The following is a 23,856-nucleotide window of genomic DNA, read 5'->3' as shown; positions in this document are numbered from 1 at the left end:
TCTGCAAAAGTACAAAAAAAAGCGAGAAAATGAGTATATTTGCACCTTATTTAAGAATATATTTTTTAATTATGTCGTGTATATTGAATATTGAGACGAGTACGGACGTGTGCTCAGTGGCTATTAGTGATAGTGGACAGGTGATTTTTAACAAGGAAGATCACTCAGGTCCTAACCATGCTGTTAAGTTGGGTGTGTATGTAGATGAGGCTCTTGATTTCCTCGATTCCCATGGTCTTCCACTGGAGGCTGTGGCTGTAAGTTGTGGTCCTGGTTCCTATACCGGATTGCGTATCGGAGCGAGTATGGCGAAGGGCATCTGTTATGGACGAGGCGTGAAACTCATCGCCGTTCCTACCCTCGAACTGATGGCAGTGCCAGTATTGCTTGGCGAACATCCAGAGGAGGAAGACGCCCTCATCATACCAATGCTCGATGCCCGCCGCATGGAGGTTTATGCCGAAGTGCTCGACCGCGCCCTGAAGGTGGTTCGTCCTATCCAGGCGGATATTGTGGATGCTGATACCTACAAGGAGTATCTTGACAAGCACCCTGTATACTTCTTCGGAAACGGTGCAGCCAAGTGCATGGAGACTATCAACCATCCTAATGCCCACCTCGTGGAAGGCATAGAGCCATTGGCAAAGAACATGGCTCCGCTTGCCGAGAAGCGATTTGTGGAAGGAAAGTTTGAGGATGTGGCTTACTTCGTTCCTTTCTACTTGAAGGACTTTGTGGCCAAGATGCCTAAGAAGTTAATTTAGTGCGCAGGGCTTGGCGGCCTTGAATGAATTTACAAAAATTGAAATATGAATAAAGAAGGATTAGATTATAATACGCAGCGAGAGAAACTCGTTATGCCAGAGTATGGACGCGAGATTCAGCAGATGGTAGACTACTGTGTGCAGTTGGAAGACCGCAACGAGCGCCAGCATTGTGCTGAAGCCATCATCGCTATCATGGACCGTATGTTCCCTGAAAACAGGGGCGTGGAGAACCATGAGCAGAAGCTTTGGGACCATCTCGCCATCATGAGCGGTTTTCAGCTCGACATTGATTACCCTTATGATGTGCAGGATGCCGAGAAGATATCCAAGAAGCCTGCACCGATAGATTATCCGATGCAGAGAATTCCTGTGCGCCATTATGGAGCCATGCTTTTCGAAATCTTCGATAAGTTGAAGACCATGGAACCTGGTGAGGAGCGTGATGAACTGGTGAGATTGACTGCCAACCAGATGCATCGCAATCTGGTTCAGTGGAGCCATGGTTCCTGCGACGAGCAGAAGGTGGCTTCCGACTTGGCCCGATTCACCGATGGCAGGATTCAGTTGGATCTTGACACCTTTGAGTTTGAGAAAGTGAAGGATGCCTCAGCCCGTAATGCTGCAGCCAATAACAAGAAGAAAAAGTAATCACCTTTTTATAATAAGATATAGATAGAGAAGCCTATGGAGTCTTTCATCATAGAGGGCGGTCATCCGCTCAAGGGTACCATCACGCCACAGGGAGCCAAGAACGAGGCGCTGGAAGTGATTTGTACCACCATCCTTACCGATGAGCCAGTGCGCATCACCAATGTGCCTGACATCCTGGACGTGAACAACCTCATCAAGTTGCTCAAGGAAATTGGTGTCAAGGTTACCCAAAACAGTCGTCATGACTATACATTCCAAAGTGATGAGCTGAACTTGGAATATCTCGACAGTCTGGAGTTCGTCAAGAAGTGTTCTTCGCTTCGTGGCAGTGTGCTCATGTTTGGACCTTTGCTTGGCAGATGTGGCAAGGCTACCATCGCCAAGCCGGGTGGCGACAAGATTGGTCGTCGCCGTCTTGATACCCATTTCCTGGGATTCAAGTATTTGGGTGCCAGCTTTGTGCATGATGAGGAGCGCAATGTGTATCGGATTCAGGCCAAGAAGCTGAAGGGCTGCTATATGCTGCTCGATGAGGCTTCGGTTACGGGTACTGCCAATATCATCATGGCATCGGTGCTGGCAGAAGGTACCACTACCATCTACAATGCGGCATGTGAGCCATACATCCAGCAGCTCTGTCATCTGCTCAACTCGATGGGTGCCCAGATTAGCGGTATTGCCAGCAACCTGCTCACCATCGTGGGTGTGAAGAAATTGCATGGTGCCGAGCATCGCATCCTGCCTGATATGATTGAGGTGGGTTCCTTCATCGGTATGGCTGCCATGTGTGGCGAGGGCATCCGCATCAAGGATGTATCAGTTAAGAATCTGGGTATCATTCCTGATGCTTTCCGCCGTCTGGGTGTGAAGGTGAAGGTAGAGGGCGATGACCTCGTTATCCCTGAGCAGAAGCACTATGTGGTAGATTCTTTTATCGACGGAACCATCATGACGCTGGCAGATGCACCTTGGCCAGGACTTACGCCCGACCTCCTGTCTGTGCTCCTGGTAGTGGCAACGCAGGCTCGTGGCAGCGTACTCTTCCATCAGAAGATGTTCGAGAGCCGCCTGTTCTTCGTAGATAAGCTTATCGACATGGGAGCCCAGATTATTCTCTGCGACCCTCACCGTGCCGTAGTGGTAGGTCACGACCATAAGATTAAGTTGCGTGCTGGCAGAATGACCAGTCCTGATATCCGTGCGGGTATTGCCTTGCTGATTGCTGCGATGAGTGCCAATGGTACGAGCCGCATCGCCAATATCGCCCAAATCGACCGTGGTTACGAGGACATCGAACAGCGCCTCGATGCTTTGGGTGCCAAGATTACTCGTGTTTGCGATTAAAATTCAAAGTTCAAAGTAAAGTATGATAAGACGAGACGAAGTATATAAGATAGGTAAGTTGGGCAAGCCTCATGGTGTGAAGGGCGAGATTACTTTCGCCATCACCGATGATGTTTTCGACAGAGTAGATGCTGAGTATCTGGTGCTCGACATCGATGGCATCCTCGTACCTTTCTATTTGGAGGAGTATCGCTTCAAGAACGATGAGAATGTGCTCGTGAAGTTTGAGGACATCGACACCCAGGAGCAGGCACGCAACTATACGGGTTGCGAGGTCTTTTTCCCTCGTCATCTTTCGGATAGCGACGGAGAGAACATGACTTGGGCAGAAATCATCGGTTTCAACCTGGTGGATTCCGTAAGTGGAAAGCTGGTTGGAACACTCGACCGTGTAGATGATTCTACCCTCAATCTCCTCTTCGAGGTGACAACCCCGGAAGGCGATGACATCCTCATTCCTGCCAGCAACGACCTCATCGAGGAAGTGAGTGCAGAAAAGAAGGAAATCAGAATGGCAATCCCCGAAGGATTGCTTGACTTATAAATGATATAATGATGAAGAAACAACAAATATGTATTCTCGGTTCTACGGGAAGTATCGGTACACAGGCACTGGATGTCATCGAGCAGCATAGTGACCGTTACGAGGTGTATTGCCTCACCGCCAACAACCGAGTGCAGGAACTTGCCGAGCAGGCTCGCAAGTTCCACCCGGCTGCTGTGGTCATAGCCAATGAGGCTCGCTACGAGGAGCTGAAGGATATGCTTAGTGACGAACCTGATATCAAGGTTTATGCGGGTGCACAGGCTCTCTGCGATATTGTGCAGGCTGAACCTATCGATATGGTGCTTGCCTCCATGGTGGGCTTCTCGGGTTTGGAGCCAACCATCCATGCCATCAAGGCCCGCAAGAAAATTTGTCTTGCCAACAAGGAGACCCTCGTGGTGGCGGGTGAGCTGATCTGCAATCTTGCCCAGGAGTATCATGTGCCTATCCTTCCTGTGGATAGTGAGCACAGTGCCATTTTCCAGAGTCTGGTAGGCGAGGGCGACAACGAGGTGGAGAAACTTCTCCTCACCTGCTCGGGCGGTCCTTTCCGCAACTTTACCCACGAGCAGCTGGAGAAGGTAACTGCTGCCGATGCCCTCAAGCATCCTACCTGGGATATGGGTGCCAAGATTACCATCGACTCTGCTTCGCTGATGAACAAGGGTTTTGAGGTAACAGAAGCAAAGTGGCTCTTTGGCGTTCCTGCCGAGAAGATAGAGGTGCTGATTCATCCGCAGAGCATCGTGCATAGTGCCGTGCAGTTTGCCGATGGAGCGGTAAAGGCTCAGTTGGGCGTGCCGGATATGCGCCTGCCTATCCAGTATGCCTTCTCTTTCCCACAGCGTCTGCATCTCAATGGCGACCGTCTCGACCTCTTCAAGGCTCAGGACTTGCAGTTCTTCGAGCCAGACTACAAGAAGTTCAAGTGTCTCCAGCTTGCCTTCGATGCCATTAAGAAAGGTGGTAACATGTCGTGCATAGTGAATGCAGCCAACGAGATTGTGAATGCCGGTTTCCGCAAGGGCGAGTGTGGCTTCCTCCAGATGGCGGATATCATCGAAGAAACAATGGCAAAGGCCACCTTTGACAGCAATCCTGATCTCGATGTTTATCTGCACACAGATGCTGAGGCTCGCCGCATAGCCACAGAGCTGATGCACAAGTAATAATTAATAATGTAGAATTAATAATTAATAGTTAAAAATGAACGCAGAACGTAGGACTAATCATAAAGTTCCAAGTTCCAAGTTTAAAGTTCAAAGTAAATAAATGGAAGTATTTTTGATCAAAGCGTTGCAGCTGATGCTGTCGCTTTCCATCTTGGTGCTGCTCCATGAGGGCGGACACTTCTTCTTCTCCAAACTCTTCGGCGTAAGAGTAGAGAAGTTCTATCTGTTCTTCGACCCATGGTTCCATCTTTTCGAGTTCAAGCCAAAGAACTCTGATACCACTTACGGTTTGGGATGGTTGCCTCTCGGAGGATATTGCAAGATTTCGGGTATGATTGACGAGAGTTTCGATACCGAGCAGATGAAACAGCCAGAACAGCCATACGAGTTCCGCAGCAAGCCAGCTTGGCAGCGTCTGCTCATCATGGTGGGTGGTGTGCTGGTCAACTTCGTGTTGGCGCTCTTCATCTATTCTATGATTCTCTTCCACTGGGGCGATGATTATGTTTCTACCAAGGACATGACCCAGGGTATGAAGTTCAATACCGAGGCCAAGGCACTTGGATTCCAGGATCATGATATCCTGGTGGGTACAGAGAAGGGCGAGTTCAAGACCTTCGATGGCGACATGTATCGCGATATTTCTACCGCCTCTCGTGTGGATATCATCCGTAATGGCAAGCCGATGAGCCTGAATTTGCCGGGCGACCTCGACATGCTGAGCATGATTAAGGAGAGTCCTCGCTTCGTAGAGGTTTATATTCCGCTTCAGATTGACAGCGTGATGAAGGATTCTCCTGCCAGCAAGCTTGGTTTGGCTAAGGACGATAAGATTCTGGCGATTAATGGCAAGAAGGTAGAGTCGTTTAACGACTTCCAGTTGGAGTTGGGACGCATAAGCGATGTGCTTGCATCTGCTTCAACCCATCAGGATAGCGTAAAGGCATTAACAGCCAGCGTTGAGTATATGAAGGCTTCTGGCGATACCTTGAAGAACAATGTCCTGTTGTTGGCAGATAAGGAGAATGTGAAGTTTGGCTTCTACAATCATCCTGTGATGCTCGATTACAAGGTAACCCATATCAGTTATGGTTTCTTCCAGAGTTTCCCTGCCGGTATCAAGTATGGCTGGAACGTCTTGGCAGGCTACGTAGGTGATATGAAGTATGTGTTCTCCAAGGAAGGAGCCAAGAGTTTGGGCGGTTTCGGAGCCTTGGGCAGCTTGTTCCCTTCTATGTGGGATTGGCATGCTTTCTGGATGATGACCGCATTCCTGAGCATTATTCTGGCGTTTATGAACATCCTGCCTATTCCTGCATTGGATGGTGGTCATGTGTTCTTCCTCCTTTACGAGATGATTACTGGCCGCAAGCCTGGCGATAAGTTCATGGAACGTGCCGAGTATGTAGGTTTCGGTATTCTCGTTTTGCTGTTGGTGGTAGCCAACCTGAACGATGTTTTGCGATTCTTCGGAATCATGTAAGAGATAGGTAGGAAATACGAAAAGAAAATCGGATAAGAAATCAGATCTTAAATCGAAAAGAAATCGATAAGACATAAAAAAAAAGATGTGCAAGAAAAATCTAGCACATCTTTTTTTTTATGTCTTATATTTATGTAGCTCTTATCTTAAGATTAAGAGTAGCGGATAATCTGACCAGGAAGAAGCTTCTTGTCCTTTCTGTAACCGTTGAGGCGGCAAATCTTTTCTACGCTTACACCACGTTTCTCTGCGATGCTCATGAGCGTCTCGCCAGGCTTAACCTTGTGGTAAAGCTTTTCGCCAGAAGGGCTGGCAGAATATCTGCCCACTTCGCCACCGTTAACCTGCTCTCTGGTGTAACCGCCGTTGCCAACCTTGCCACGGGCAGCGTTAGCCTCAGCATACTCGTTCTCGTAACTGTCACGCTTGAAATCGTAGAAATCGCCAGTGACATCCTGGTTGCGGAAATCGAAGAACAGGGCTGGGTTCAATGCCACACCACAGAGACGGGTCTCGAAATGGAGGTGCGAACCAGTGCTTCGACCTGTATTGCCACCCAAGCCAATCACTTCTCCAGCTCTTACTTCCTGATTCTCGGAAACGAGCTGCGCAGAGAGATGACCGTAGATGGTCTCCAAACCATTGTTGTGACGAATTACGATGAACTTTCCGTAACCACCTCTGTCATATCTTACGATGCGAACCTTGCCTGAGAAGGCAGCGTGGATTGAGTCGCCAATATAAACCTTGATGTCCATACCTTTATGTTGGCGGCCAAAGCTAGCACGGTAACCGAAGTTACTTGTGACAACACGACTAGATGTTGGCATGCAGAAATGACGGAGATCTATGCGATAACGTTCAGGCAATGCGGTTGCCTTGTGGGCATACTTGTTAGAGAAATCTTCGTACAACTCAGCAGAAGGATTTTCTCTATCTTCCATCAATCGATAATGTGATACTGCAAGAGTATCCAATGATTTCATACGGTGGTCTACTGGTGCTTGTCTAGCCAACAGATCTTGTCCGCAAACCGGAACAGTTGTTAACGCCAACAACGCCACGACCGAAATCTTCTTTATTTGCTTTTTTAAACTCATACTACTTTTTATATTTGCTTTTTAGGTCGATGTCAATAAGCGCAAAATCATAAAAGAAATTCTGCAAAAACTGCGTGGGTAAATACCTTAAGGTGCAGTTTTGTTATATAGACGTTGCAAATATAACAAAAATATTCCAATTAACAAAGGCTGTTAACGCCAACTGCCTTATATTTAACGTGACTGGTTAACTTTTAACTTTTGTTAGTAGTCTAAGCAATGCCACAGCGGGTGAGTGCCCCATGAAGATGTATTTCTTCACTTCCGGGCTTGTAAAGCGGAGACATTCCTGATAAGCACGGTAGAGATCATCGAGATTGATAGTGAATTCCTTACCCGATGTCTCCCTGATTCCGATAATCATTTTAGCCGTTACGTGCAGTTTGATGTATCTGATGCCCGTAACGCTTTCTATCTCTTTTAACTCCATCAGATAGGCTCGCATCTCGTCCATGCTGAGGTCGGGGCGAGGCTCCCTGATGGCTGGTTTCCGTCTTCTATCCATTACTTTGAACTTTGAATTTTGAACATTGAACTTTATGATTACTCTTTACTTTGAACATTGAACTTTGAACTTTATGATTACTCATAACTATAAACTCTTAACTATAAACTTTTAACTGTAAACTCTAAACTCTCCTAGCTGATTGCCGCCCAGTTGATATTCGTTTTCTTGAGTTCTCTGAGTCTATTCCATAAGATGGAGTTCTGAGGCTTCTCGCAGAGAGGGTCGTTGTCGATGATGGCCTGTGCTTCTGTGCGCGCCAGTTGAACCAGCTGACCATCCTTGGCTATATTTGCAATTTTCAGGTCGAATGCCATGCCGCTCTGCTGCGTTCCCTCCAGGTCGCCAGGACCACGGAGCTTCAGGTCGGCTTCGGCAATCTGGAAACCGTCATTCGTATCACACATGATGTCAATGCGTTTGCGGGTTTCTTCCGATAGCTTGTAGTTCGTAACCAGAATGCAGTAGCTCTGGTCGCTGCCACGTCCCACTCTGCCCCTCAGCTGGTGAAGCTGCGAGAGACCGAAGCGCTGTGCGTCGAGGATTACCATCACCGAAGCATTAGGCACATTCACACCCACTTCTATCACGGTGGTGGCAACGAGTATCTGGGTCTCTCCCTTCACGAAGCGCTCCATCTCCTCTTCCTTCTCGGCAGATTTCATCTTGCCATGAATCTTGCTGAGGCTGAATTCCGGAAAGGCTTGCTTCAGCGTCTCATAACCTTCCTCCAGATTCTTCAGGTCCATCTTCTCACTCTCCTTGATGAGCGGGAAGACGATGTAAACCTGTCTGCCCAACTCTATCTGGCGACGGATGCTCTGGTAGAGACTCGTCAACTGGTTGTCGAACTTATGAAGGGTTCTTACGGGCTTTCTGCCTGGCGGCAACTGGTCTATCACGCTCACATCCAGGTCACCATAAATGGTCATGGCGAGGGTGCGGGGGATAGGGGTGGCTGTCATCACCAGCACATGAGGCGGATTGGCGCTCTTTGCCCATAATCGGGCACGCTGTTCCACGCCGAAGCGATGCTGCTCGTCAATCACGGCGATGCCCAGGCGGCAGAATGACACGGGGTCTTCGAGCACGGCATGCGTACCTATCAGTATCTGTACGGCACCGGTGGCGAGACCATCCAGAATCTCCTTGCGCTTCTTGCCCTTCACGATGCCCGTCAGCAGTTCCACCCGGATATCCATCCCTTTCAGAAATTCACGGATGGTTTGCAGATGCTGTTCGGCAAGAATCTCGGTAGGCGCCATGAGGCATGCCTGGTAACCGTTGTCCAGGGCTATGAGCATGGTCATCAGCGCCACGAGCGTCTTGCCCGAGCCCACGTCGCCTTGCAGCAGACGGTTCATCTGCTTGCCGCTGCACATGTCGGCGCGTATCTCGTGCATCACCCTTTTCTGGGCACCCGTCAGTTCGAAGGGCAGGTTGTGGGCATAGAAGCCGTTGAAGATGTCGCCGATGCGATTGAATACATAGCCGCGGTATTTGCGGCGCTGGTCGCTCGCATACCTTAATATATTAAGCTGCACATAGAAGAGCTCCTCGAATTTCAGTCTTACCTGCGCCTTCTGCATTTCCTGATGTGAGTGCGGATAATGAATCATGCGCAAGGCGGCATCACGGGATACGAGATGCAGGCGGTTGATGAGGAAATCGGGCAGCGTCTCGGGCAGGGGAGGGAGGATGCGCACCAGACTCTTGGTTATCTTCTCGATGCTTCGTGAAGAGTAGCCGCGCTTTTTCATGATCTCGGTCATGCCGTAGAAGGGTTGCATGCCCATCTCCGTAATCTGCAGTTTGCTGGCATCATCGATATCGGGATGCGTAAACTGGAAGCGGCCTCCATAGACCGATGGTTTTCCGAAGACGATGTATTCGGTGCCCACCTTGAAGTTCTTCAGAATGTATTGGGTGCCACGGAACCAGATGAGGTCTGCCACGCCGTAACCATCCGAAAAGTGAGCCACCAGCATGCTGTTGCGCTTGCCCGTGTCTCTCTCCTCGTAACTCAGAATCTTTCCCTTAATCTGCACGTATGGCATGTCGGGGGTGAGCTCGCTGATGTGGAATATCTTCGAGCGGTCTACGTATTTATATGGGAAGTATTCCAGCAAGTCACCATAAGAGTTGATACCAAGCTCTTTGCTCAGTATCTCTTTCGTCTTGGGTCCCACGTTGGGCAGGAACTTGATGTCTTGATCTAGAATACTACTCATATAATTTACAATTTATAGTTTATAATTTATAGCTTACGATTTGTAATTTACAATTTATAGTTTTATTTCTCGTTGAGCAATGCTTCGGCAATCTTGATGTCGAATGGAGTGGTAATCTTGATGTTCTCTCTATTTCCCTCTACCATTGCCACCTGACAGCCGAGGCTTTCTACCACCGATGCATCGTCGGTGAACTGCTCCTTGTACTCCTGGTTGAATGCCTGTTTTGCCAGTCCTATATCAAAGGCTTGAGGCGTCTGTACCACACGATAGTCGCTGCGGAGCACGTTCTTACCGCCGCCGTGCTGGTCGATGTAGCGCAGGGTATCAGTCACGGCATACACAGGGATGGCAGCGTATTCCTCGCGTGCCGTTTCGAAGCATTCCTCGATAACCTCTTTAGAAACGAATGGGCGAACGCCGTCGTGGATTCCCACTACGCCATCCTCATTGTCAGGGATGAGCGCCAGTCCGTTCTTGGAAGAGTGGAAGCGGGTTTTGCCGCCATTGGCTATCTGGTGCTTGATGTCGAAGTGGTACTCCTCGCAGAGCTGGTGCCAGTATGCCTGCTGGCTCTCTGGCAGAACCAGGATGATGTTCAGCTCTGGGTCGTACTCATGAAAGCGCTCGATGGTGCGCATCAGGATAGGTTTGCCTGCCACAGGCAGAAATTGCTTGGGAATCTCGCTTCCCATGCGGAGGCCCTTGCCTCCGGCTACTATGATTACGTAATCCATATTTTAAGTGAAGAGTTAAAAGTGAAGAGTGAAGAATTCTAATGCTTGTTCTTCATGAGATGATCATACATCATGCCATCCTGCAAGGCTGCTACGGTTTCCTTGCTTACGAAATAGCTCAATATCTTGTAGGCGTATGGAAGGGTAGCGGCAGGACCTTCGCCCGTAATCACGTTGCCATCCTCCTGGAAGAGGGTAGCGGTGTATTCGGTGTTCTCGCCGAAGTACTGCTCGAAGCCTGGATAGCAGGTAGCCTTCTTTCCCTCCAGGATGCCTGTGCTTGCCAGAATCATAGGAGCTGCGCAGATGGCACCAATTCGCTTGCCTGCCTTGTGCTGTGCGATGAGTGCCTGGCGCACACCCTCGTGCTCGTTCAGGTGAGTGCTGCCTGGCATTCCGCCAGGGAGAAGCAGCATGTCGGCATCCTCAAAGCTGGCTACATCCTCAAACTTCAGGTCTGCCTTCAGGGTGATGCCATGTGCGGTTTCCACCCATTCACTACCCGTAATGCTCACGGTTTTTACCTCAACACCACCTCTGCGGAGGATGTCAACAGGAGCCAATCCTTCGATTTCCTCGAAGCCATTAGCAAGAAATTCATATACCTTTGCCATAATTTTTATTTTTTTGTCGTATTATTCGATTAATATTATTACCTTTGCAAAAGTAAGAATAATAATTGAAATAACAAAATAAATGGCACAACAACATTTAAAATTCGCAATATTTGGCAATGAATACCAGGCTAAGAAGTCGGCTTCCATCATGAGAATCCTTTCTTACCTCGACAAAAAGGATGCAGAAGTGTATATCGAAAGTCTCTTCTACGACTTCCTCACCAAGGTGGAGCACCAGGAGGTAAGGGCGGCAGGCGTCTTTGAAGATTATAACTTCGATGTGGATTACGTCATCTCGATGGGTGGCGATGGCACCTTCCTCAAGGCTGCTAGCCGGGTGGGCGCCAAAGGTACGCCTATCATTGGTGTGAACATGGGTCGATTGGGCTTTCTTGCCGACGTGCTTCCTAGCGAGATAGAGCCGGCACTCGACAGTCTTTATGCGGGCGAATGCAAGATAGAGGAGCATGCCGTGCTGCAGGTGCAGCCTGAGGGCGGCATCCTGGCAGGTTATCCTTTCGCCCTGAACGATATCGCCGTGTTAAAGCGTGATGATGCTTCCATGATTTCCATCCGCACGCAGGTGGATGGCGAGTTCCTGGTTACCTATCAGGCGGACGGCTTGATAGTTTCCACGCCTACGGGTTCCACCGCCTACAACCTCTCTAATGGCGGACCTATCATCATTCCGCAGAGCGGCAGTTTCTGTTTAACTCCTGTGGCGCCCCACAGCCTAAACATCCGTCCTATCGTTATCAACGATACGGCAGAGATTGTGCTAGATGTGGAAAGCCGCAGCCACAACTATCTCGTAGCCATCGATGGCCGCAGCGAGCGTATGACGGAGCAGACCCGCCTCATCATCCGCAAGGCGCCGCATGCCATCAAGATAGTGAAGCAGCGCAACCAGCGTTACTTCTCCACACTTCGCGAAAAGTTAATGTGGGGTGCTGATCAAAGACAAAGATAAAGACAATGCTCAAAGTAATCAAGCTTCCGAAATTCAAGTATTCTGCCAAGATGCTGCTGGTGTGGCTCTGGGTGGTATGGAAGGGCAACCGCCTGCAGGCTGTCCTCAATGCCGCTATGGGCTTACTTTCGGTGGGCGTGAGCCTGGCGCAGGTATGGGCGGTGAAGCGTGCCATCGATGTTGCCTCCCATTCCGTAGAGGGCAATGTCTATTGGGCGGTGGGCTTGATGGGATTGCTGATTCTCTGCGACTTCGCCTTGAGCGTAGGAAGCATCTGGATTCGCAACGTGTTGGGCATCAGGGCGCAAAACCGCATGCAGCAGCGCATGCTCAATCGCATCCTGCGTTCCGAGTGGCACGGCAGGGAGAAGATGCATTCGGGCGATGTGCTCAACCGACTGGAGAACGATGTGAACAAGGTGGTTGATTTCCTTACGGAGACATTGCCCAATACCCTGGGTGTGCTGGCGATGTTCCTGGGTGCCTTCTTCTATCTCTTCTCCATGGATAAGATGCTGTCCGTCGTCATCGTCATCATGATTCCTATCTTCCTGGCGTTCAGCAAAATCTATATGAACAAGATGCGATACCTCACTCGCTTGGTGCGCGATTCCGACAGTCAGGTGCAGAGCGTCTTGCAGGAAACCATCCAGCATCGCATGCTCGTGAAGACCTTGCAGGCGGAGAAGCCGATGGTGGAGAAACTGGAGGAAACCCAGCGCCGGTTGCGGGGCAATGTGATGGTGCGTACCAAGTTCAATGTGTTGAGTAATTTCTTCTTGAACTTCGGCTTTGCCCTGGGCTATCTTGTAGCCTTCCTTTGGGCAGCCTTGCGCATGGGAGCTGGCACCCTTACCTTTGGTGGCATGACCGCCTTTCTGCAATTGGTAAACAAGATACAGACGCCGGCACGTAATCTTACCAAACTGGCACCTGCCTTCGTGGGCGTGTTTACGGCAGCCGAGCGATTGATGGAGCTGGAAGAGAATCCGCTGGAAGAGCAGGGTGAACCTCTCCTGGTGCCTGCGCCTTGCGGCATCCGTCTCGATGATATTTCCTATGCCTACGATAAGGATGAATTCTCGGATAGCCAGCGCCAGCAGGTGCGCAACATCATCCATCATCTCAGTTTCGATTTCCGTCCGGGTTCATGTACGGCGATATTGGGAGAAACGGGTTCGGGAAAGACCACGCTGATTCGTCTGATTCTTGCCTTGCTCCATCCGCAGGAAGGAAAGGTGACTATATATAATAAGGTGGGAGATGAAATTAGGAATCAGGCAGAGCTTTCGCCTTTGCATCGTTGCAACTTCGTGTATGTTCCGCAGGGCAACACGCTGATGAGCGGTACCATCCGTGATAATCTGCGTTTGGGCAAGATTGGTGCCACCGACGAGGAGATGCGGGCAGCGTTACATCAGAGTTGCGCCGACTTCGTTTTTGATTTGCCTGATGGACTCGATACCCTGTGTAGCGAACAGGGTGGCGGATTGAGCGAGGGACAGGCGCAGCGCATCGCCATAGCCCGGAGTCTTCTGCGCAATCGCAGCATCATGCTCTTCGATGAGGCTACCAGTGCGCTTGATCCGGAAACCGAGCGTCAGCTTCTTCAGAATATCCTTTCATCGCATGATAAGACCATCATCTTCATCACCCATCGTCCCGCCGTGATAGAATATTGCGACCAGACGCTGGAGATTAAGCGAAATGTGGATAAAGTGTGTGGATAAAGTATGTGGAAAAGATATCAATAAAATAATCGAATTATGAAAAGAATCCTTTGTGTACTTATCGCAGCCATCTGGCTCTGCACTTGCTGGGCAGGGAATGGCAAGAAACCTATTGTCTGGGAACAGCCGATAGCTGAATCGAACCAGCTATTTAATGATCCTTTTCAATCTCAACTCAACATCTATCGTGTGGAATTCGCAGATGATGAAACACGAGTGTTCATGCACATCACTTTTCCCCCACACTATTGGGTAAAGTTTGTGAAGGAAACCTATCTCCTTGCTGATGGCAAGAAATATCTCGTCAAGAGCTGTGATGGACTGAAACTTGACGAAGAACACTATATGCCTAGCTCAGGCAAGGAGGATGTGGTCTTCCATTTCGCACCGCTCCCCAAGAAGACCCGAAAGTTTGACTTCCTGGAAGGTGACGGCAAAAAGAACTTCAAGATATTTGGCATCGAGAGCATCGATACCCGTATCAAACAGCTCTTCTCCTCGCTTTGGCGCAACGATGCGACCGGCGATTGGGAGATAGGATTCTACGATGATTTCGCCATCTACGACTGCCGTTACTGGCAATACAAGCAGAAGAATCAGAAGGGCGATAAGTACTCTTTCATCCTTACCGATGGCAAGAGCGACCTGGCTGTCAACATCGACAAACCTCAACATGGCAAGCGCACGATGAGCATCAACGGCAAGAAAGCCGAATATTCGCTCATTACCACTTCCACCCTTCCGGATTATCCGCAGAAAGATGAGACCACAAGTCTGAAGGATACTCATAACAAGCCCGATACGGCTATTGTTGTGGGATGGCTCAGAAATATGCCTAAGGAACTTTGGGATAGAGGGCAGGAGTATAGTGTGACGTATTATGATCTCTTTTTCACATTCAAGGAAGTGAGCAATTATAGCAAGCTCGATTCTCTTGGCAGATTTGAGATCAAAGTGCCTCTCATCAACTCTACCGAGGTTTTCATGGACTGGAAACATACTTATATCAACACGGTATTGGAGCCAGGTGAGACCTATTATCTGCTCTATGACTTCAAGTCTGGACATTCCATCTTCATGGGCAAAAAATGCCGCTTGCAAAACGAACTGCTAGCCCATCCTATCCCAATGATTAACGCAGACGATGCAGGTAAGTCTGAGAATAAGGTTCCAGCCCAGGAGATGATGCAGATTCTTGAATCCGGATATAAGGAGGCTGAAGGGGACTTACGGAAACAGATAGAAAAATCGGCATCTATTTCCAGATGTTATCAGGAGTATGCGGCTCAATACCTTCTCTGCATTTATGCTACGGATATCTTGCAAGGAGCATATCACGTGAAAGACCATGTTTTCCCTCAGGAATATGTGAGCCAAGTGGAAAAAATATGGAAGGAGATTCCGCAGCCTTATACTCAGTTTCGTGACTATAGTATGCTGACTAAAGATCTCATCGACCAGGAAGCAAGGTTAAAGTACAGTACACCCATCGGGAAGACTTATAGATTCTTATTCACCAATTATTATCCGGAACTGTTGAGAAAGCACAAGGCTCTGGGGGATATTGCGATAACCGATTCAGAAATTGCTACGGTGGAACAATGGGCTAAGAATCTGGATAGCATGACTATCAAGCAATATCAGACGACAGATGCCAGGGAGCAGGAGAAAATAGAAAATGCTTTTTCCAACTCAGCCCTTGCCAAGCGCGCTACGGCTATCATTGGAAGAGAAGATATTGCCAAGATGCTTAAGGATGAGACTCCTCTCTTCGATGTATATTATGCCCAGCATATAGCTGATAGCATGGGATGCAACCAGCAGCAGAAAGATGTCATCATCTCCAAAGCCTTTCTTCAGATGTTGGAAAGACTAGCCATGCCACTCAATAGTTATGGTCTTGACCTGGCAGAACACAGCATCAGTTCTGAAGTTCTCAGGGAGAAAGTATTGGTAGAACACCGTAAGTACCTGTCTTTGCAGAACAGGGACATTACTGCCATTATCAAGACAGCTCCGCAGGATATGAGCGATGGTGAGAAACTTCTTCGCCATATATTGGAGCCTTATAAGGGAAAGCTTGTATTGCTGGATGTCTGGGGAACCTGGTGTGACCCTTGCAAGATGGCTCTAGCCCATTCGAAGGAAGAGTTCGAACGCTTGGCGCCATACGATGTGGTATATCTTTACATGGCAAGCAACAGTCCTGAAGAGTCATGGAAAAATCTCATCAAACTGAATAATCTGGTTGGCGACAATATCGCCCACTACAATTTGCCAGCGGCTCAGCAGAGTGCCATCGAGAACTATCTCAACATTCGCTCCTTCCCATCCTATCGCCTCTTCGACAAGGAAGGAAATCTGGTAGATGTGAAAGTGGATGCCCGCCAGCTTGACAATCTGGAGAAAATCATCAAGGAACTGAGTAAATAAAAAAAGAGGGTGTGTCAAAAGTCCAAGACACACCCTCTTTTTTGTTGCTTCATTGTTTTTCTTCATCGGATTACGCTGAGTTAACGGAACATTCTTGCTTCACGGATTACGCACGGAATTTAAACGGATTTGGCCTTACGGCCATTGGGCTAGCGCATTCGCATTCCAGCTTTAGGGGGTATCTCCACGACCGCCAGGTCGAGTTTCCGTTTAAAATCCGTGAGTAATCCGAGGAAGGCGGTTAAGGTTCCGTTTATTCCGCGTAATCCGATGAATAATGACACACCCTCTTTCTATAATAAAGGATTATCTATCAATAGAGCATGCCAAACATCCATAACGGGATGATGTTGCCATAACCCTATGATGATGCAAAAAAGAAATAATCCTCTTTTCCGTACACGTATATATTTTTTTAGAAAGAACGCCTAAAAAGGCAAAAAATAGCAAAATAGAGCATTTGTTTTGAGTTTCAAGTGGTTGTGGCAGTCTTTGGCTTTAGTTGTCAGTGACAAGGAAATGAGGAAAAAGCAGATTAGAGAAGTAGAAACGCTTTCAAATCATTACCCAATGGAAACGCCCTAATAAGCATTTTTAACGGTGGCGGTTCATATTTCCCCATTCTGCGTAGGTTTTGGCTTTGCCATGCAACTCTCATAGTTTAATTTTGCACCGAACAAAAAAGTAAGAATTATGAGATGCACTTTCAAGACAGTCTTCTATGTAAATGGAAGCAAGGAGAGAAACGGAATTGTCCCTATCATGGGACGTGTGACAATCAACGGAACTATCGCACAGTTCAGTTGCAAGCAGAGCGTTACCAAGGCTATCTGGGATGCCAAGGGCAACAGAGCCATAGGCAAGAGTAAGGAAGCCAAGGAGGTGAATTTTGCGCTCGACAACATCAAGGCTCAAATCGCCAAGCATTACCAACGACTTTCCGACCGTGAGGCGTTCGTTACCGCTGAAATGGTGAGAAACGCCTATCAAGGCATAGGCACCGAATACGAGACCTTGCTCAGAGCTTTCGACAAGGAGAACGCAGCCTTTGCCAAGCGTGTAGGTAAGGACAGGACCAAGAACACTTACAACAAGTATCTTGTGGTGAGAAAATACGTTGCCGAGTTCATCAAGTATCAGTATAAGCGCAGCGATATGTCCATGAATGAGCTTACCGAGGAGTTTATCCGTGACTATTGCCTTTACTTGAAAAATGTGGTAGGGCTTGCGCAGTCCTCCATTTGGATTTACTCCATACCTCTGAAACATATCGTTACGGCGGCACACTACAACGGCAAGATACCGAGAAATCCGTTTGCCATGTACCACGTTGATCCAGACCATAAGGAACGTGAGTTCTTGACCTTGGACGAGCTTACCGCCATGACTGAGATAAAGTTGGAAGACCCCAACATGGCATTTGCGAGAGACCTTTTTATCTTTGGCAGTTGGACAGGTATAGCTTTCATCGACATCAAGAACTTGACGGAAGATAACATCAGCATGGTAAACGGTGCTCCTTGGATAGTGTCCAAGCGTCAGAAGACAGGCGTACCGTTCCAAATCAAGCTGTTGGATATTCCTATGCAGATAGTTGAGAGATACAAATCTTTCAGAAACGGTAATCACTTGTTCAACATTGGCAACCTTGACAGCATCAACAAGCGCATCAAAAAAGTAGCGGTAATGTGTGGCATCAAGAAACGAGTTTCATTTCATGTCTCCCGCCATAGTTGGGCTGTTTTAGCATTGGAGTATGGTATGCCAATAGAGAGCGTTAGCAAGATTCTCGGTCACACGAATATCACCACGACACAGATATACGCCAAGGTGACAAGCCCAAAACTTAACCATGATATTTCTGTCTTTGAAAGTCGAATCAAGGGGCATTTGCCTGTAATGGAAGGAATGGCATGAAAAGGACAACTATCACTATGGACGGAAATGGGATACTTTCCATTCCGTCCAACTTAGAGGAATTGTGGATGAGTGAGGGAGAGTTGGTGGATATGCTTCATGTTACCGCCCCGAAATTCAACTCTGTGATACGAGCTATATATAAAGGAGGTATGTTGTCTATGTCGGAAGTCCAATACAAGGACGAAACTTCCGTTAGTGTTTGGCAAACGCTGTATAATTTTCCTATGATAGTTGCCATTTGCTTTCGTCTCCACTCTTTTGGCGCAGCACAACTTCGCGAAGTTATTCTCAAGAGATTGTACGAAGCAAAAGAGAAAACAACTATTGTCCTGCAACTCTACGGAGAGACGAATGCCTTTTGTTGAAAATGGTCGTATCTTTGACGCTTCGGTTGTTCACTGTCGTATTGACTTATTGACGCACTGATTCACTGTCGTATAGAAATGCACTTGTAATGTGATAAAGATGTATCCATGCAAAGAATAGTGTAAGCATATATACATTGATGTCATACGTTTTACATATTTATTGTATGACATATAAAACGTATGACATGCAGGAATACATTCTTGTTCATCCCGAGGAATGGTATTCTATGTCCCCAATTCTTCGGGATTTATTTGTTTCATCCTTTGGACATAGCGAAAAACGAGTCGTTTCTTGGAGGCTTTGCGCCTCCAGCCACTTGGGCGAACCACCGCAGTGTTTTCAATGGTATTAGGTTTTATTCTTGCCCAAACATTGTGTCCACAAAGACACAGCAAGGTATGTTTTGAGTTACTCAAAACCTTTCGAGTTACTCTCGAAAGCACTTGCCTATCGGTGGATACTTCTCCAAAGTCGAGTATCTGAACCAACCTGTCGGTAGTGAAGAAAAGAGGAACTTTCTTTTGTAACGATTGCACGAGTTGTCGGAGTAAAGCCTCGTTGCTATAGATTTTATCTTTGTTAACTTAAATGTACAGGTAGGGAACACGAATGTTCTGGCAATAACAAATCTCCCACATCTTACTTTTAAAAACATAGATATAGACGATGAATATAGTTCGGGGCTTTAGGAAGCGTCAAGTCGTTCATATAGTTTTCTTTTTCATTTTTTACATCAGTATTTACCCACGATACGGAATCTTAGAACTCACAACATCTATTTTGTTTATGTCATAACCATTGATTTGTAGAAAGTGGTATATGGACTGCACTGTAAGCATTTTATTGTTAGTTGGACCTACAACAATCTTTTTAAGAGCCTCCTTAGGTACTCGTATTTCAACATAAGGAGTAATATACCCATTGCGAACACGATACTTTATTTTTGAAGCATCATCACAGTGTACAACACCTCTTGTTTCTTGTTCATGCTTGTATGCATCATTCTTTGCACCTAAACATGTTGAAAGAATTATATTGTTGTAAAGAGCGTTTCTATTATGGTTGTTATCTTCTTTTGATGGCTGGGGACCACCGAGAGCAACAAAACAACCAGTTTTGACCAATTTCAAAAAGCTGCCCAATTCTGTTTCAATGGCTTTTTCTCCATATATGCATCGTGCCATAATTTCATAACTTTTTGCTAACATATCATAGTCAAAAGCTATGGCACAACCATTTCCATTTGCAGCATACATACCCCACATACTCAAATTGTCCTCATTTGCAGAAAATGAGGTGATATAATAACTACGAAAAGCACCAGCCACAATATTTTGGTCTTTTTCTATTTTGTTCACTATATTGACACCCTCAACTATTTCGTGAGGGTCATTTTGGTACAATACATTTGTTGCTCTAAGAACTATGCAATCCTTATGGACGATATTAATTAGGGCATTCAAGTCTGTATAATGGAAAACATTCCAAGTTGTTGTTTGTCCTGCTACTGTTGGCATAATGTTATTTTTTTAGTTTATACTTCGTTATAATTGATTTCAAGAACTCACGATTTATTTGGTCTATAATAAATATTCTTAGTGGAAAGTTTATCAAAATGGAATTTGAATGTTACCACTAATATCTTCACTTACCATAGAGCAATCTTGCAATTTATGCAAATCTTCAATATGACTTATCAGATTATTATAGTTTTCAAGATTCTCTATCTCTTCACGCCTTGCTTTGCTCAACTTACAAAACTCTTCTTCTTGTTCTAGTCCTGCAAATCTACGACCACAAAGATTAGCAGCTATACCTGTCGTGGAGCTACCACTAAAAGGGTCAAGAATCCAATCGCCTTGATTGGTGGAAGCAAGTATCATTCGTACAAGAAGGCGTAAGGGCTTTTGTGTAGGATGCTTACCGCAAGTCTTTTCCCAACGACCGATAGCTGGCATTCGCCACACATCCGTCATTTGCTTACCTCCATTCAACTCTTTCATCAGATCGTAGTTGAATTTGTGAGGTACTTTCTGCATCTTTCTCGCCCAAATAACGAACTCTGTGGAGTATTTGAAATATCGGCATGAGATATTGACTGGTGGGTTTGTCTTCTCCCATGTGATTACATTCAAGATCTTATAGCCAAGTTCTGTCAGACAATTAGCCACAGAAAAGATATTGTGATAAGTGCCACTTATCCATATTGTGCCATTATCTTTCAGTTTGTCACGACACAAGCGTAGCCATTCCATATTGAATGCCATCATATCCTCTTGCGACTTACCTTTGTCCCAATTCCCTTTATTCACGCATACGACTTTACCGCTCTGCAACGATATTCCACCATTGGAGAGGAAATAAGGAGGGTCGGCAAATATCATGTCGAACTTGAAATCAAACTCTTTGAGAAGTTTGAAACAGTCGCCGCTGGCTATGAGAAAGTCATTGGCTAAAGAACGATAGTATGACTGTATCACGTTTATAAATCTTGTTTTATTTCTGCAATAAACTCAGGAAGTGTTGTGAAATTGTAAACCCTTGGAATTTCATAATACGCTTCTTCTAACTTTGACTTTGCAGAGTTCCATCCTTTTCCGTCTGTTATCCACACGAATTCAAAACCATCTACATTTTTTATTGCAGCTGATAATTCTCGGTAGGCGCGAGCAACTTCATTAAGTTTAGAACCACCATCATTATAAAAATTCACTTCTATCAAGAATGTTTTTGATTGAGTCTTTACAACAAAATCAAAACGCTTTTTGTCTGTTCCCAATACAGCTCTTAGTTCATCGTATTCAGTGGAATAAACCTCTGTGCCATGAGGAATGCCATTTGTTTGCAAAATTCTATGTAGTAATGATTCTGTAGCATCTCCACTTCTATTCTTTCTCGCATGTGTATCAAGACCTGCTTCAACTCCAAAAACATAATCAACCAAATCATGCACATCTTTATTCTTAAAGAAATCAGCAAGACCTGTTTCATTGAAAAACTTCATTATTCCATCGACAGATGAAAACAATGTTTTTATCAATTTTATCTCTCCATCGACATCTATGAACTTTTTCTTGCCCTCTCTTCTGGTGGCAATAAGAATGTCAAGTACGTTGAAAACCTTTGGGTCTCTATCCCAAAGTGCCTTCACAGCCGAGTACAAATCATCCTTACCTAACAAGAAATTCAGCATATTTAAGCTGATTTCGATGTTTTGTACATTACGACGTATTTTATTGAAATCTGTATAAAAATCAAGAGTTGCATTTGTCTCTTTCAATTGAGACATAAATTTATCGAAATCTTTAAGCATAAGCCTTTTGTTTTATAGCCACACGTTGTGACTTGTGGTTGTTAATATTGTTCAATTGCCAATCTTTCGTGTTGCGATAACTATGGACTAACAGTTCGGAAATCTTTCCTCGTTTCGCTCCGTTTGCATTCACATTACGAGAAGCCATAACTCTATCAATATAGTAATCAGCATATAGTACATCGAAGAAATTATCTGCTTCATTTTTTCCTTTGCAGTCAGAATTGCTCAACATAAAGCTATGTCCCTCAGATACCACTTTGTCACAGAACTCTTTCAGTCTAACTTGTGAATCATCATTGAACGCTTCTTTTGTATAGTCATTAAAACTTGAAGTGTCACTAAGCGGACGGTAAGGAGGATCAAGATAGAACAAAGTTTTGCCATTAGCACAAAGCAAAGTATTCTCAAAATCACCTTCCAATATTTCCACTCGTTTCAACAACTCACTATCTGCTCTAAGTGTATCTTCATCACAAATCTGTGGCTGCATGTACTTTCCGCAAGGAACATTGAACAGACCTTTTTTGTTTACACGATACAAACCATTGAAGCAGGTACGGTTTAGGAAGAAGAACTTTGCAGTATTCTCTATCGGGTCAAGATTCTTCTCATTGTAGCGTTGACGTACAGCCATAAACATCTCACGTTTCGCCTCCATGTCTTGCAAAGCGTAATATTGGGCTTGAATATCCTGCAATGCAGGAATCAACTCTTCCACATTGTCACGTACAGTTCTATAACATGTAACCAAATCGCTGTTAATATCGTTGATCACAGCATGTTTGATATTTGGATGCTGTTGCAGCATGTAGAACAACATAGCCCCACCACCAACGAATGGCTCTATGTATGTCGCATCATCCCAATTATCAAAGTCAGCTGGGAGTTTTGCTTCCAGTTGTTCAATGAGTTGTCCTTTACCGCCAACCCATTTGATGAATGGTTTTGCTTTTGTATTCATTATTAATCCTTTTTTTAACTAATGATTGTCAATCATCACTGTTAGTACCTTTTGTTTTATTGATAAGCTGACGAACATCAACGTCCAATAGAGCAGCTACCTTGGTCAATGTTACTAAATCTGGTTGTGAGGTATTGGTACACCACTTTGAGATTGTTGCAGGATCTTTCCTTAATTGCTCGGACAACCATTTGCTTGTCCGCTTCTTCTCTACCAACACGACTTTTATGCGATTTATATCTTTCATCGTTTATCTTTATTATTGCGTTCAGCGCAAAGATAATGGAATATTTTTGAAATCAGGTTATTTTTGTTGCACTTTTATTATTATTTAGCATATCAGTCGGAGGAAAATAAAAATTAAATTGTATCTTTGCATCGAGAAATAAAGAGTTGTTTGACAAGCATACTTATACACAATGCAGAATTTAGAACTATTGCCAAATCATTACCTTTATTGAGGTGAGAAACTCATAATTCGCTCATTTTAAGCTATTCTGTATAAATTAGCGGAATTTCTAAAAAAAAGTCTCATAGTCTCATTTTTAGCCGGAAATATCACGTTATATTATTGATATAAAGACATTTATAACTAATGAGACTTCTTGCGAAAAGCAGAAAGAAGTATCATAGAAGTATCATTAAAAATCATAGAAGTATCATTAAAGATAATACAAAGCATGCTTTAAACATCAGAAAAAGTCATTTTAAACATAGCAAAAATGCATTTTAAATATCGCAAAGAATCAAAAGAATATTGCCCAAAAATGAGTCCGATATTTGGGCACTCGTTGTCCCGCGTTATGGGCAGTGGTTGCCCAGCACAGGGGCTGTCGATGCCCACTTGGTGGGCTACGGATGCCCGTGTAACGGGCACAAGTAGACCAACCGAAGGGCATAGAGGGACCAACTGATGAGAGTGACTTTTCCTGATTTCAGTAGACACTTTTTTACTTTATAAACTAGAAAGGTAGACACTTTCAATTTTATAAAACTGAAATAG

At 45.7% G+C, this 23,856-nt stretch carries 20 protein-coding genes; 10 read left to right on the top strand and 10 right to left on the bottom strand.

Going from position 1 to position 23,856, the window contains the following annotated elements; translation table 11 throughout:
- Positions 1-71: 71 nt before the first annotated feature.
- The 6 genes from tsaB (at position 72) to rseP (ending at position 5,964) form a co-directional block, all read left to right on the top strand.
- Positions 72-764, top strand: a complete 693-nt coding sequence (gene tsaB, locus V8Z93_RS00925) for a tRNA (adenosine(37)-N6)-threonylcarbamoyltransferase complex dimerization subunit type 1 TsaB (protein ID WP_439432100.1) — start codon at positions 72-74, stop codon at positions 762-764.
- Positions 765-809: 45 nt separating this feature from the next.
- Positions 810-1,415, top strand: coding sequence for a DUF4290 domain-containing protein (locus V8Z93_RS00920; protein WP_217762727.1), 606 nt, complete (start codon positions 810-812; stop codon positions 1,413-1,415).
- Between the two features lie 36 nt (positions 1,416-1,451).
- Complete coding sequence (gene murA / locus V8Z93_RS00915; RefSeq protein ID WP_203051240.1) at positions 1,452-2,762, top strand: UDP-N-acetylglucosamine 1-carboxyvinyltransferase; 1,311 nt, start codon at positions 1,452-1,454, stop codon at positions 2,760-2,762.
- Between the two features lie 22 nt (positions 2,763-2,784).
- Positions 2,785-3,306: a ribosome maturation factor RimM gene (gene rimM / locus V8Z93_RS00910; protein WP_203041142.1), complete on the top strand. Its 522-nt coding sequence runs from the start codon at positions 2,785-2,787 to the stop codon at positions 3,304-3,306.
- An 11-nt stretch (positions 3,307-3,317) separates the two neighbouring features.
- Complete coding sequence (locus V8Z93_RS00905; protein ID WP_439432802.1) at positions 3,318-4,478, top strand: 1-deoxy-D-xylulose-5-phosphate reductoisomerase; 1,161 nt, start codon at positions 3,318-3,320, stop codon at positions 4,476-4,478.
- Positions 4,479-4,581: 103 nt separating this feature from the next.
- Positions 4,582-5,964, top strand: a complete 1,383-nt coding sequence (gene rseP, locus V8Z93_RS00900; RefSeq protein ID WP_439432099.1) for an RIP metalloprotease RseP — start codon at positions 4,582-4,584, stop codon at positions 5,962-5,964.
- Between the two features lie 152 nt (positions 5,965-6,116).
- On the opposite strand, the gene V8Z93_RS00895 is transcribed toward rseP, so the two are convergent.
- The 5 genes from V8Z93_RS00895 to V8Z93_RS00875 all read right to left on the bottom strand — a co-directional run bounded on the left by V8Z93_RS00895 (position 6,117) and on the right by V8Z93_RS00875 (position 11,151).
- Entirely contained in the window at positions 6,117-7,064 is a 948-nt protein-coding gene (locus V8Z93_RS00895; RefSeq protein WP_218411902.1) for a peptidoglycan DD-metalloendopeptidase family protein, read from the bottom strand.
- 187 nt (positions 7,065-7,251) lie between these two features.
- A complete protein-coding gene (locus tag V8Z93_RS00890; protein WP_203051244.1) occupies positions 7,252-7,569 on the bottom strand; it encodes a hypothetical protein in 318 nt (105 codons plus the stop codon).
- A 134-nt stretch (positions 7,570-7,703) separates the two neighbouring features.
- Positions 7,704-9,800, bottom strand: coding sequence for an ATP-dependent DNA helicase RecG (gene recG, locus V8Z93_RS00885; RefSeq protein WP_439432098.1), 2,097 nt, complete (start codon positions 9,798-9,800; stop codon positions 7,704-7,706).
- A gap of 62 nt (positions 9,801-9,862) precedes the next feature.
- Positions 9,863-10,537 carry a 2-C-methyl-D-erythritol 4-phosphate cytidylyltransferase gene (locus tag V8Z93_RS00880; RefSeq protein WP_439432097.1) on the bottom strand — a complete coding sequence of 225 codons (675 nt, stop codon included), beginning with the start codon at positions 10,535-10,537 and terminating at the stop codon, positions 9,863-9,865.
- A gap of 38 nt (positions 10,538-10,575) precedes the next feature.
- The gene (locus V8Z93_RS00875) at positions 10,576-11,151 is read right to left on the bottom strand and encodes a DJ-1 family glyoxalase III (protein ID WP_439432096.1); all 576 of its coding nucleotides are present in this window, start codon (positions 11,149-11,151) and stop codon (positions 10,576-10,578) included.
- A gap of 82 nt (positions 11,152-11,233) precedes the next feature.
- On the opposite strand from V8Z93_RS00875, the gene V8Z93_RS00870 reads away from it, so the two are divergent.
- From V8Z93_RS00870 to V8Z93_RS00855, 4 genes are all read left to right on the top strand, one after another.
- Positions 11,234-12,124, top strand: coding sequence for an NAD kinase (locus tag V8Z93_RS00870; RefSeq protein WP_203041135.1), 891 nt, complete (start codon positions 11,234-11,236; stop codon positions 12,122-12,124).
- Between the two features lie 5 nt (positions 12,125-12,129).
- Positions 12,130-13,854: an ABC transporter ATP-binding protein gene (locus V8Z93_RS00865; protein ID WP_439432095.1), complete on the top strand. Its 1,725-nt coding sequence runs from the start codon at positions 12,130-12,132 to the stop codon at positions 13,852-13,854.
- A gap of 36 nt (positions 13,855-13,890) precedes the next feature.
- Positions 13,891-16,287, top strand: a complete 2,397-nt coding sequence (locus V8Z93_RS00860) for a TlpA family protein disulfide reductase (protein WP_439432094.1) — start codon at positions 13,891-13,893, stop codon at positions 16,285-16,287.
- Positions 16,288-16,980: 693 nt separating this feature from the next.
- Entirely contained in the window at positions 16,981-18,204 is a 1,224-nt protein-coding gene (locus V8Z93_RS00855) for a site-specific integrase (protein WP_439432093.1), read from the top strand.
- Between the two features lie 1,112 nt (positions 18,205-19,316).
- On the opposite strand, the gene V8Z93_RS00850 is transcribed toward V8Z93_RS00855, so the two are convergent.
- The 5 genes from V8Z93_RS00850 to V8Z93_RS00830 all read right to left on the bottom strand — a co-directional run bounded on the left by V8Z93_RS00850 (position 19,317) and on the right by V8Z93_RS00830 (position 23,100).
- On the bottom strand, positions 19,317-20,093 hold the full coding sequence (locus V8Z93_RS00850) for a DUF2971 domain-containing protein (protein ID WP_118086270.1): 777 nt from the start codon (positions 20,091-20,093) through the stop codon (positions 19,317-19,319).
- Between the two features lie 93 nt (positions 20,094-20,186).
- Positions 20,187-21,056 carry a DNA-methyltransferase gene (locus tag V8Z93_RS00845; protein WP_334639888.1) on the bottom strand — a complete coding sequence of 290 codons (870 nt, stop codon included), beginning with the start codon at positions 21,054-21,056 and terminating at the stop codon, positions 20,187-20,189.
- Positions 21,057-21,058: 2 nt separating this feature from the next.
- Positions 21,059-21,889 (bottom strand): type II restriction endonuclease, encoded by an 831-nt coding sequence (locus V8Z93_RS00840; protein ID WP_117588098.1) that lies wholly within the window; start codon positions 21,887-21,889, stop codon positions 21,059-21,061.
- Positions 21,882-22,853 (bottom strand): DNA adenine methylase, encoded by a 972-nt coding sequence (locus V8Z93_RS00835; RefSeq protein WP_439432092.1) that lies wholly within the window; start codon positions 22,851-22,853, stop codon positions 21,882-21,884. The genes V8Z93_RS00840 and V8Z93_RS00835 overlap by 8 nt, the downstream gene beginning before the upstream one ends.
- 28 nt (positions 22,854-22,881) lie before the next feature.
- Positions 22,882-23,100: a helix-turn-helix transcriptional regulator gene (locus V8Z93_RS00830; protein WP_117588100.1), complete on the bottom strand. Its 219-nt coding sequence runs from the start codon at positions 23,098-23,100 to the stop codon at positions 22,882-22,884.
- Positions 23,101-23,856 lie beyond the last annotated feature (756 nt).

The sequence above is a fragment of the Segatella copri genome, assembly GCF_051861805.1.
Taxonomy (GTDB): domain Bacteria; phylum Bacteroidota; class Bacteroidia; order Bacteroidales; family Bacteroidaceae; genus Prevotella; species Prevotella copri_M.
The sequence above is the reverse complement of the archived record's forward strand: the minus strand, read 5'-3'. Positions and strand labels throughout refer to the sequence as shown.

Coding starts and splice junctions, on each gene's coding strand:
- V8Z93_RS00870 (WP_203041135.1), top strand. CDS start 11,234: ATGGCACAACAACATTTAAAATTCGCAATATTTGGCAATGAATACCAG.
- V8Z93_RS00875 (WP_439432096.1), bottom strand. CDS start 11,151: ATGGCAAAGGTATATGAATTTCTTGCTAATGGCTTCGAGGAAATCGAA.
- tsaB (WP_439432100.1), top strand. CDS start 72: ATGTCGTGTATATTGAATATTGAGACGAGTACGGACGTGTGCTCAGTG.
- rseP (WP_439432099.1), top strand. CDS start 4,582: ATGGAAGTATTTTTGATCAAAGCGTTGCAGCTGATGCTGTCGCTTTCC.
- V8Z93_RS00895 (WP_218411902.1), bottom strand. CDS start 7,064: ATGAGTTTAAAAAAGCAAATAAAGAAGATTTCGGTCGTGGCGTTGTTG.
- V8Z93_RS00830 (WP_117588100.1), bottom strand. CDS start 23,100: ATGAAAGATATAAATCGCATAAAAGTCGTGTTGGTAGAGAAGAAGCGG.
- murA (WP_203051240.1), top strand. CDS start 1,452: ATGGAGTCTTTCATCATAGAGGGCGGTCATCCGCTCAAGGGTACCATC.
- V8Z93_RS00920 (WP_217762727.1), top strand. CDS start 810: ATGAATAAAGAAGGATTAGATTATAATACGCAGCGAGAGAAACTCGTT.
- V8Z93_RS00855 (WP_439432093.1), top strand. CDS start 16,981: ATGAGATGCACTTTCAAGACAGTCTTCTATGTAAATGGAAGCAAGGAG.
- rimM (WP_203041142.1), top strand. CDS start 2,785: ATGATAAGACGAGACGAAGTATATAAGATAGGTAAGTTGGGCAAGCCT.
- V8Z93_RS00865 (WP_439432095.1), top strand. CDS start 12,130: ATGCTCAAAGTAATCAAGCTTCCGAAATTCAAGTATTCTGCCAAGATG.
- V8Z93_RS00850 (WP_118086270.1), bottom strand. CDS start 20,093: ATGCCAACAGTAGCAGGACAAACAACAACTTGGAATGTTTTCCATTAT.
- V8Z93_RS00860 (WP_439432094.1), top strand. CDS start 13,891: ATGAAAAGAATCCTTTGTGTACTTATCGCAGCCATCTGGCTCTGCACT.
- V8Z93_RS00890 (WP_203051244.1), bottom strand. CDS start 7,569: ATGGATAGAAGACGGAAACCAGCCATCAGGGAGCCTCGCCCCGACCTC.
- V8Z93_RS00840 (WP_117588098.1), bottom strand. CDS start 21,889: ATGCTTAAAGATTTCGATAAATTTATGTCTCAATTGAAAGAGACAAAT.
- V8Z93_RS00835 (WP_439432092.1), bottom strand. CDS start 22,853: ATGAATACAAAAGCAAAACCATTCATCAAATGGGTTGGCGGTAAAGGA.
- V8Z93_RS00905 (WP_439432802.1), top strand. CDS start 3,318: ATGAAGAAACAACAAATATGTATTCTCGGTTCTACGGGAAGTATCGGT.
- recG (WP_439432098.1), bottom strand. CDS start 9,800: ATGAGTAGTATTCTAGATCAAGACATCAAGTTCCTGCCCAACGTGGGA.
- V8Z93_RS00880 (WP_439432097.1), bottom strand. CDS start 10,537: ATGGATTACGTAATCATAGTAGCCGGAGGCAAGGGCCTCCGCATGGGA.